The 9,542-nt window shown below is 43.3% G+C and carries 9 protein-coding genes; all 9 read right to left on the bottom strand.

Annotated features, from left to right (window positions below; all coding sequences use genetic code 11):
- Positions 1-202, bottom strand: a 202-nt coding sequence (locus tag CKO12_RS13430; protein ID WP_200155234.1) for a hypothetical protein, incomplete at its 3' end; no start/stop codon positions are given.
- Positions 203-548: 346 nt separating this feature from the next.
- A complete protein-coding gene (locus CKO12_RS13425; RefSeq protein ID WP_200155233.1) occupies positions 549-1,115 on the bottom strand; it encodes a hypothetical protein in 567 nt (188 codons plus the stop codon).
- A gap of 27 nt (positions 1,116-1,142) precedes the next feature.
- Complete coding sequence (locus tag CKO12_RS13420; RefSeq protein WP_242466347.1) at positions 1,143-1,937, bottom strand: ProQ/FINO family protein; 795 nt, start codon at positions 1,935-1,937, stop codon at positions 1,143-1,145.
- Between the two features lie 5 nt (positions 1,938-1,942).
- On the bottom strand, positions 1,943-4,291 hold the full coding sequence (gene hsdR / locus CKO12_RS13415; protein ID WP_200155232.1) for an EcoAI/FtnUII family type I restriction enzme subunit R: 2,349 nt from the start codon (positions 4,289-4,291) through the stop codon (positions 1,943-1,945).
- Complete coding sequence (locus CKO12_RS13410; protein WP_200155231.1) at positions 4,291-4,782, bottom strand: hypothetical protein; 492 nt, start codon at positions 4,780-4,782, stop codon at positions 4,291-4,293. Before CKO12_RS13410 ends, hsdR begins: the two co-directional genes overlap by 1 nt.
- Positions 4,783-6,027: an AAA family ATPase gene (locus CKO12_RS13405; RefSeq protein WP_200155230.1), complete on the bottom strand. Its 1,245-nt coding sequence runs from the start codon at positions 6,025-6,027 to the stop codon at positions 4,783-4,785. It abuts the gene before it with no gap.
- A 24-nt stretch (positions 6,028-6,051) separates the two neighbouring features.
- A complete protein-coding gene (locus tag CKO12_RS13400; protein ID WP_207146381.1) occupies positions 6,052-7,167 on the bottom strand; it encodes a restriction endonuclease subunit S in 1,116 nt (371 codons plus the stop codon).
- Entirely contained in the window at positions 7,167-8,642 is a 1,476-nt protein-coding gene (locus CKO12_RS13395; protein ID WP_200155235.1) for a class I SAM-dependent DNA methyltransferase, read from the bottom strand. Before CKO12_RS13395 ends, CKO12_RS13400 begins: the two co-directional genes overlap by 1 nt.
- 179 nt (positions 8,643-8,821) lie before the next feature.
- On the bottom strand, positions 8,822-9,136 hold the full coding sequence (locus CKO12_RS13390) for a hypothetical protein (RefSeq protein WP_200155228.1): 315 nt from the start codon (positions 9,134-9,136) through the stop codon (positions 8,822-8,824).
- Positions 9,137-9,542 lie beyond the last annotated feature (406 nt).

Genomic DNA, 9,542 nt, shown 5'->3' with positions numbered 1-9,542 from the left:
TTTTCCAGCCACCTTTACCGTTCTCCTGTTTTTTCTGTGCCCAGAACGCAGTAACACCATACGCTGGGCGCGGGTGCAGCAAATCGAAGTGCTCTTGTGCTGTGAGCAGCTGTGACGGGAACGACTCTTCCTGCGCTTCAGGAACGCATTCAGTGTTGAGGAAATCGTTGGTTTTCAGTATGTGTGCTATGCCAAGTGCCATGTGGGCTTCCTTGACGCAATCACTGAGGCTCTTGTTACTTAGTGCAGTTCGTGTAAACTTGAGCCTTGGTTGACGCCGGTTTTCTGTGTGTTTTTGCTATTGCTGTTTACAGTGTTAGCGCGGCGTTGATTGCGTACAGTGAAGGCAAAACCAAGAACTTGTTCAGGGTATGGTGGTTTAGCCGGTTAAAAGAAATTAGTTGTTATAAAAGAAAAGCCGGTTCATTACTGAATCGGCTTTTTGTTGTGTTGAAAAAAATGGGTTTATGTGAATATATCATTTTTATCTCTCGTTAAAGGAACTGACAATCTAATCCGGTCAGTTACATTGAAATATGTGGTTATATTTAGGATCTTGTTTGGACTAGCTCACGAGCCTGATTTGTGAGCTGACGAACTATTGCTTCAGGAGAATCATCATTATGCACTGCTGCCCCCAACGCTCCACCCACCGCTGCTCCACCCACCGCTGCCGCAATAACCAATGGCAGACCACCTAGAAACAGTGATGCGATGCCTATGCCAGCAACTACTCCTGGCTTGAAAGTAGATAATAATTCTCTTTTTTTGTCAAAATAAAAATAATTTGATAGTTCAGTCAGTGTAGCTGTTGCCAATCTAGTCTCTCCTAGATGCTCTTGGCATAAAGCAAGTCCAACATAAGCTAGTGCCTTACGTTCTGCCGTTTCATGCGTTAATGCTGTGTGAAATCGTCTCCATGCCTCTTTAAGCAGAAAGTCACGCTGATTACCTGTGATTAAAGCTTCTTGTAAGCATTTAATTCCAGCATTGTAATCACTTTGAAGCAGCTTATCTAACTTCTTATCAGTTGATTCAATAATCCCAAGATAACCTGTTATTGCTTTGTAAAAGCTAGGCGCTCTAAACAATAGAGTAATTGTTATTGGTTCCATAGCAACACCTTATTATCTACATTTGCACTAACTTAACTTCTCAACCTTCACCTTCTTTTCAAACACCTGTAACGACGCTTCTTCCAACATCACAATCGTTCCGGCATCACTGCCAACTTGAGCACCCAGCTTGCCAGTCATTGCAGCAACCCATTGTGTCCAGTCAACTTGTGCCTTTTCCAGCTTCTTCCAGACTTTCGGCTTCAAAGTTGTCACCACCAACGCAGTGTCAGTCTGAACACCAATCTTCATGCCTGACTTAACGATAACAGGTTGAGGCAGTTCAGTAAACTTCACTGTCAATTCAAGGCGACCGCTCACTATACTCTCCGAGGTCAAGGGTGCGTCAAGTGGTGGAACAGGTTTCGGTTCCTGTACTGCCTTGGGCTTTTTTACCTTCTCAATCTTCTTTATCTTAACCGGTTTCGGCTTGAGTGGTATAGCTAAACGTTGCGCAGAAATCAATGCCAGCCTCGCACGCGGACTGTCACACTCAGCTTCAGTCACCTCACCGGCTGGTTGTCCCTGTAGGTCAACCCGTACTGCTCCCGGCTGTATTGATTGAAGATAGCGGATGCGTCCGCAATAACGACCCAACACATGCTTGATGTCAGACCGTTTGTGACCAGCCTCGATCAAGTCCTGGTGAATCCTCAACTTCAGTGGACGCGGACGAGCTAGATCAAAGCAAGCCGGATAGAGCGCGATGATGTCGAGCTGTGGTGCCAACCAGGTCTGCACCGGGATTGTATCAGTGTCTTGTTGCTCAGGTTCATCACTTGACATTGACACTTGCAAATTATCCACTGATTCCATATTCATCAAGATTATGCTTTATCAATACATTCTTGATAAAGGTATTTCTGAAACCCATTAAATACCCTTCTAATTTCATCCGGCTGACCAAGATTATTTATTGCATCTGTAAGTGAAGAATTATATTTAAGTAACAACAATGGCGTTAACTTCTTTTCATCCAATTCATCAACACCTAAATCTACATAATGCGACAACACGAAATCAAGAAAAACCTGTTGTTGACTATTAAAGATCGCGCTGATCTGTGCCATTGCCCGACCGACGCGCTCTTTTCGGGTGAGCGGTTGAGTAGCATAAGCGACATGCGCCAACACATCAAATAAATCGCTCTTCTCAGCGTTGATAAGTTGTTGCATTTCAAACAGTTGCTCTTTACCAAACCCTTTCTCAGCAAGTCCATCTAATAGCTTACGGCGTGTATCTGGTGCGCTCCACAAGGTGCGTAACTGGGTTTCATCATTGAAGAAGGCGGGTAATGTACCGAATAACAGCTCCAAAAACTGCTGCGCTGACATCGGTGTTCCATCTTGATGCCAAAAGCTGGTTGCCATCTGGTGTTGCAAGGTGCGCACCTTATCATCAGCCAGCTTCACCTTGACCTTGCGTTGACACACACAAGGGCGTTGCCCACACAGATAACAAGGTGGTGCTGGTTCCTGTACACCTTCGCGGGGACGACGGGAAGCACTCACCGGTTCAATTGGTTCACCATCCCATTCGGGATCATTAAAATGTTGATGTGCCTGTACAAAATCATAAACAGTGAAATACTCTTTGCCATCATATAACCGTGTTCCTCGTCCAATAATTTGCTTGAATTCAATCATGGACTTAATTGGACGCAATAACACAATGTGACGAATGTTGCGGGCATCAACACCTGTTGAGAGTTTGTGCGAGGTGGTTAAGATAGTAGGAATGGTCTTTTCATTGTCTTGAAAGTCACGCAGATATTGTTCACCCAGTGCGCCTTCATCTGCCGTCACACGCTGGCAATACTGCGGATCATTACTCACCTTATTTTGGTTAATCAAGTCACGGATCATTAACGCATGTCCTTGATTTACACAGAAAACCAGTGTTTTTTCATAGGGTTTAATCTGTGCCATGAATAATGAAACTAAATAGGCTTCCCGTTCTCTTATTTCAATAATACGATTAAAATCATTTATTTGATATGTTTTATCAATATCAACTTGACCTTCCAGCACCAGATCATCTGCGGTATAACAGTATTCATCTAACGTGGTGGTGATTTGCTTCACTCGAAACGGAGTTAAAAATCCATCGTTAATGCCATCTTTCAATGAATAAATAAACACCGGTTCACCAAAATAAGCATAGGTGTCTACATTATCTTTGCGCTTCGGAGTGGCAGTTAAACCCAATTGCACTGCTGGAGTAAAGTAATCCAGAATGCCGCGCCACGCGCTTTCATCATTGGCACCACCGCGATGACATTCGTCGACAATAATGACATCAAAGAAGTCGGGGGGATAGTCACCAAAGTACGGTGCGAGTTGCCCGTCTGCCGCTGCTCCGCTCATGAAGGTCTGGAAGATGGTAAAAAATAGATTGCCGTTTTTGGGAACCTTGCCCTTTTTGCGAATATCTGCCGGTTCAATCCGAATCAACGCATCTTCAGGGAAGGCTGAAAAAGCGTTATAGGCTTGATTGGCAAGGATATTACGATCTGCAAGGAAAAGAATGCGCGGACGCCGGGTGACTCTGTTGTGGTGTTTCCATGCGTGTAGATTCCAACGACTCTGAAATAATACCCAAGCGATTTGAAAAGCAATAAAGGTTTTACCGGTTCCAGTGGCAAGGGTTAATAAAATCCTGTCTTGACCGGCAGTGATAGCAGTTAGCACCTTTTTAATAGCAATATCTTGATAGTAACGTGGTTGGAAATAACCGCCACGATCTTCAAACGGAATGGCAGCAAAACACTCATGCCAAACATTGTGTTGATTAAAGGTTAAATCCCACAATTCTTGTGGTGTTGGATAGCGTTGAATTTCACCCTCAACACCAGTGCGCATATCAATTTGATAAATACCTTGCCCATTGGTGGCATAAGCAAAACGCACGGCTAATTTATCAGCATAATCTTTTACTTGTCCCACGCCTTCAGTTAATGCTTCATGCCACGCTTTCGCTTCAATCACTGCCAACTTGTGATTGCGGTATTCCAACACATAATCAGCGAATAATGGTTGAGCGCGTTTCCCAGTGCCTTGTAAACGTCCGAGTGTAATTGGATATTCACGCCGGATGCGACTCTCTGGAATAACACTCCAACCCGCTGCTTTTAATGCAGGATCAATATAATCAGCGCGGGTTTCAGCTTCGTTCATTAAGAAGGAATTACTAACACTATCGCGTGGACATCAATGCGAAATTTATATTTTTGAAAAAATTGACTTTGAAGCGCATTATCAATAGTCGCAAACGGTCTGTGCCGTTTGTTACAAACAAACGCTTTCTTGGTACGAAAGTGCGATAAATCATGATGTTCGCTGAGAAATTTGATGGTTGATTCTAACTGTTCGATAGCTTCCTGCTCCCAGTGTTTTTTTTGATTCTTTAGCTCCACCAAATACAACAAACTCTCTGTCGTTAGCATTCCATCGCAACGCCTACGACCAAACTCATCTGCATCTTGAATGACGCACTTGTCGATAGCCGTGAAAATCAGTGGTCGCCGGGCAGGATTTTCAACGGTAGCAATCCATTTTTCAGAATCGGTCTCTTTTACATAGGCTTGAGTCGTGTTCTGATCGTCACACAATCCAAACCGCTCTTGATAAAAAGGTCCAGTCTGGCATTCGGGCTTAAAAAAATCCATTCAGATTGCCTCTTCCAGTTCCAGCAACTGATCAAACAAGTCGTTACCCGTGCGCAGCCAATCATTCAACAAGTTTTTATCTGACGGAATACCATCGAAACAAGGCAGGCGAGTAACGCTACCATCCTGCTCATTGCATTGGTAAATCGCCACATCATCAGCTTCCAACAAAGCTGATAAGGGCACGATGGCATTCATTTTTGGTAACAACTCTTCACGCCCGCATTCGATGATGCGTTGCTGCAAGTGCTTTCCCTGAATCGCAAGGCTAAGGTAATTAACAATGTAGGGACTATGCGTGGTCAAAATGAGGCGGTTCTGTGCGCTGTAGCTATTAAAATTCAGCAAACTTTTAAGAATATCCCATTGCGATGAAGGGAAAAGATTCTGCTCAGGTTCTTCAACGATATTGATAAATGCCGTCTTGTTAAAGCGAGTCGATAGCACAGAAAGAGCAACTCGTTTTTGCTCATCAGTCAATGCTGCGTTATCCAAAATGCTTTTTGCCCCTTTCTTAAACCGTTCCAATTCATCGGCACTCATTGGTTCCTGCCGGTTCTCGCTTTGTTTCTGCACCATGTGGGCTAGGTGTTCGCTCACCAGATATAAGGGCACAAGAGATTGAAAGCCGCTGGCAGCATCCGTCAGCCGCAATTTATAACCCGATCCTTTGAGATTGAGAATGTCATTGAGTTTATCGTATTCAATTTCACTATCATTGATCGGCAATTTCAAAGCACCCCGCAGGCTGTTTTTAGCTTGATCAAAAGCCGTTAAAAACTCTTTTAGCGATTCGGAAGAGAGCTTTAATTCTCGCGGGCTTCTTACATAAGAAATAAAATTCCGCTCCGCTGGTACATACATCACTTGCGGCAGGGCATAACCCTGATTGACAGATTGCGTGATGCTCAATTGTTCATCCATATAGCGAATTGCGCAGGCTTCACCTTCGTATGCAATATCAACTTCTCCACAATCACTTGTACTAAGATAATTTTCGAGACGGTGATAGCTCAGAAAGCGGCTTTTTAATCGTCCTTTCCGTTCAAACCATTTTTTTTCATAATCACCGCGTATCACTGCTTTTTCAATCCAAGTAAAAGTTGAAAACAGTTTGGCTAGTGTGCTTTTACCTGCACCCTGATTTCCAATGAAAATAGTAACCCGCTTGAAATCAATCCAGCCATCATTTTCTAATAAGCCGGCGCTGATAGGACCAAAATTCTTGACGCGGAGGCGGATCATGGCATTTTTTCCATTGATGTCCGGTTACAAATTGCCACTAAATGCTTGATTTAATAGGGACTTTTTCAGGTCATCAAGGGCGACTAGCTTTTGCTGGTAGATGTTTTTGAGGCGTTGGGTTTCGTCATCAATTGAATCAAGCAATAACACAATAGATTTCTGCTTCTCAATCTCTGTTGGATAAGTAACCACGACCCCTCCAAGTTGCTTGAACGTAATAGCTGGCATCGCAAGTGCACCTTGGTTGCGCAAGTAGCCCTGAATACTTCGCTGGCTCAAAAAGTAGACCAAGAAATCGTTTATTAATTGCTTATTAAGAATAGAGATCTTAAACAGATTATTGGCAATTAGTCCTTCGATACCGCGTCCAATTAATCCTGGTGTGCCATAGCGAACCATCACGATATCGGCTTTGTCAGCCCAATATTTTTTCCCGTGATTCTTAACGTATCTAACGTTGTCCGTTCCTTGAGTGTAGTCAACAATTCGAATAAAACGAACCAGACCTTCGCCCGGCTTTTTCCTCTGATCACCCAGCGCAACTTGAATACCTTGCGAAAACTCTGCAATGCTATTCAATGGTTTTTCAACCCACCCCTCACCCCGTTCAGTGAAAACAGATTGCAGATGACTTTCAAATAAAGCGCGGGCATTTTTAAGGTTCTGTTCGGCATTCGCTTTAGCGGTAGCGATACCAGCAAAGGCTTGGTCAAGAATGGCAACGATGCGGCGTTGCTCACTGATAGATTCTGGATAAAAAATTTGAATTTTAGAAAGATTTGTCTGTGTTATCTGTGGTTGTGCTGTACCCGTAATTGCTTTTGATATATCAATTCCACCACGAAATAAGTATTCTAAAAAAGTCAAATCAATTTCTTTAGTTTTTGGACGAACAACCATTGCATTTCCAGTGATCCAAGACTTAGGACTTGAGATATTCACCGAACCACAAGTTGCGCCGCGACAAGTGATAAGTAGTTGTGTCTCTTCATGATTATATTTATCATATCTACCAATAATACCATTAGCGCCAAAAACAGGATAAGCTCCATCGTCTACCATCTCCTTCCCTGAGATGGTTTTTGGTTGATACATATCACATGTATTGCCTAACGTGTTACTTTTCCAACCCGTTTTCATTACATTCCCTCGCTATTCGATCCCAGTAAATCACGAATCACTGCCAACACTTCTGCACTTTCCGCATCTAATGCAATCATCTCATCCATAATATCGACCGGACTACGATGAATAATTGCCTCGCCACCATTCGGATTCTTCACCGATAAATCATAAGTATTGGAATCAATACCGGAAACATCCACGCTCCAGCTTTGCAACGAATCCGCTTGAGTCTTTTGCAATTCGACAAACGCTTTCAGATCATCGTCATTCAATGGATTTGTTTTACCGAGATTCCGTCCCGGATCAAGCTGGTAATACCACACTTGGCGCGTTGCAATACCTTTCTCAAAGAACAGCACCACCGTTTTAACACCCGCTCCTTGAAAGGTACCACCGGGACAATCAAGGACAGTATGCAAATTGCATGATTCCAATAACAACTTACGCAAACTCACAGAAGCATTATCGGTATTTGATAGAAAAGTATTTTTAATCACCACTCCCGCACGACCGCCAACCCGTAGCATTTTAATGAAATGTTGCAGGAATAAAAAAGCTGTTTCACCAGTACGAATCGGGAAGTTTTGCTGTACTTCTTTGCGTTCCTTGCCGCCAAACGGTGGATTAGCCAGAATGACATCAAACCGATCTTTCTCTTGAATATCCGCGAGATTCTCAGAAAGAGTATTGGTGTGTAGAATGTTAGGCGCATCAATGCCATGCAAAATCATATTCATAATGGCAATGACATAAGCCAATGACTTTTTCTCTTTGCCGTAAAAGGTACGCTCTTGCAGAATGGTTAAATGTTCGGTAGTCAGATTGGGCTGTTTCCTAAGATAATCAAAGGCTTCGCACAGAAAACCCGCTGAACCAACTGCACCATCATAAATACGTTCGTTAATTTGAGGATTCACCACCTGCACCATTGCCCGAATCAAAGGACGCGGCGTATAGTATTCCCCGCCATTGCGTCCAGCATTGCCCATGTTTTTAATCTTGGCTTCATACAGGTGCGAGAGTTCATGTTTTTCTGTCTGCGACCGGAAACGCAACTCATCAATGCGATCAATGATTTCCCGTAAGTTATAGCCGCTGTGAATCTTGTTTTTAATCTCCGCGAAAATCTGCCCAATTTTATATTCAAGCGTATCTGCACCACTGGCACGTTGTTTGAATCCACGCAAATAGGGAAACAATTCATTATCCACAAATTCACGCAAATCATCGCCATTCAATGCCAGATTGTGGTCAATGCCACCAAACATATCTTTTGGAGCTGCCCAAGATTCCCAACGGAAATCAGGATCAAGCAAAAAGGCATACGTTTCATTATTTAATTGTGCTGCCAAGGCGCGATCTTGTTCTAAACCATCTAAATACTTCAAAAACAATAACCATGAAGTTTGTTCAGTATAATCAAGCTCAGTGGTGCAACCGGCTTCTTTCCTGAGAATGTCATCAATGGACTTAAAGGCTTGCTCAAACATCGTTGTAGTGACCGTTGAATAGACGGGGGAAAGGGCGATGCTGTTCACTGTACGGGATCGGCAGCCAGTTGTCCGCACATCTTGCACCAACTCGCCTGCCAACTGCTGCAATCTGACCAGACTGATGACATGATCCGACATCGAGGCGGATCAAAGTTATTTAATAGCATCATAACCATTCAAGTTTTATGATCACCCTCCGCTAATTGTTGCCCTGCCTTAATAAGTCGATTGATGTGACTCATAAACGACCTTGGTAAAGGTTCACCCAATTCTAATTGAATAGCATCGGCTATCTGTGCCCGTGTTAAACCCTCGCAGCGCATCCTCCATGCCATCAGCTTGATCTTGTCGTGGTACTTAATACCACTCTTCCGAACCTGTTGCTTAGACGCACTCAGATCAAAATCATTAACAGAATCAACAGGATTATCTGTGCTAACAACAGGCTCAACTAAGTTATCAGATAATTTATTGTTGTCACTATCAGGCAATTGATCGTGATGGACAGGCAATTCTTGTTGACAGTTATCTGATAATTTTATGTGTTACATGATAAGAATTATCTGGTAATTTATCAAATGATCTTTAACTGATACAAGTCATCAATGATGATGAATATAATATGGTTATTGAATGGAATAAAAGATGATGTATTAAGCGGGAATGAGGGAAGGGTGATGTCGAAGTACGCCCGTGCGTTGACCAACAGAACACTGCTGAGACAAGTGAAAGGATGTGGGGGGCTTTACAACCCGATTCACTCGGTTTAAAGTGCTGTTGCTGGCTTCGAGAGCAGCTTCACGCCGGTCTACTCGGCGATGAACACTTGCTACCCTTTTGTGTAGCCGCCGTAACATCAGTCGGTGTCCTCCTGCTTACACAGGTATGGCTTTGAAA

The organism is Chromatium okenii, from assembly GCF_016583745.1.
In the GTDB taxonomy this organism is placed as follows: domain Bacteria; phylum Pseudomonadota; class Gammaproteobacteria; order Chromatiales; family Chromatiaceae; genus Chromatium; species Chromatium okenii.
Note: the sequence above shows the minus strand (reverse complement) of the source record. Positions and strands in the feature narration are given on the sequence as shown.

What these genes read in the sequence shown, in the direction of transcription:
- CKO12_RS13425 (WP_200155233.1), bottom strand. Translation starts at nt 1,115, where the DNA reads ATGGAACCAATAACAATTACTCTATTGTTTAGAGCGCCTAGCTTTTAC.
- CKO12_RS13420 (WP_242466347.1), bottom strand. Translation starts at nt 1,937, where the DNA reads ATGAATATGGAATCAGTGGATAATTTGCAAGTGTCAATGTCAAGTGAT.
- hsdR (WP_200155232.1), bottom strand. Translation starts at nt 4,291, where the DNA reads ATGAACGAAGCTGAAACCCGCGCTGATTATATTGATCCTGCATTAAAA.
- CKO12_RS13410 (WP_200155231.1), bottom strand. Translation starts at nt 4,782, where the DNA reads ATGGATTTTTTTAAGCCCGAATGCCAGACTGGACCTTTTTATCAAGAG.
- CKO12_RS13405 (WP_200155230.1), bottom strand. Translation starts at nt 6,027, where the DNA reads ATGATCCGCCTCCGCGTCAAGAATTTTGGTCCTATCAGCGCCGGCTTA.
- CKO12_RS13400 (WP_207146381.1), bottom strand. Translation starts at nt 7,167, where the DNA reads ATGAAAACGGGTTGGAAAAGTAACACGTTAGGCAATACATGTGATATG.
- CKO12_RS13395 (WP_200155235.1), bottom strand. Translation starts at nt 8,642, where the DNA reads ATGTTTGAGCAAGCCTTTAAGTCCATTGATGACATTCTCAGGAAAGAA.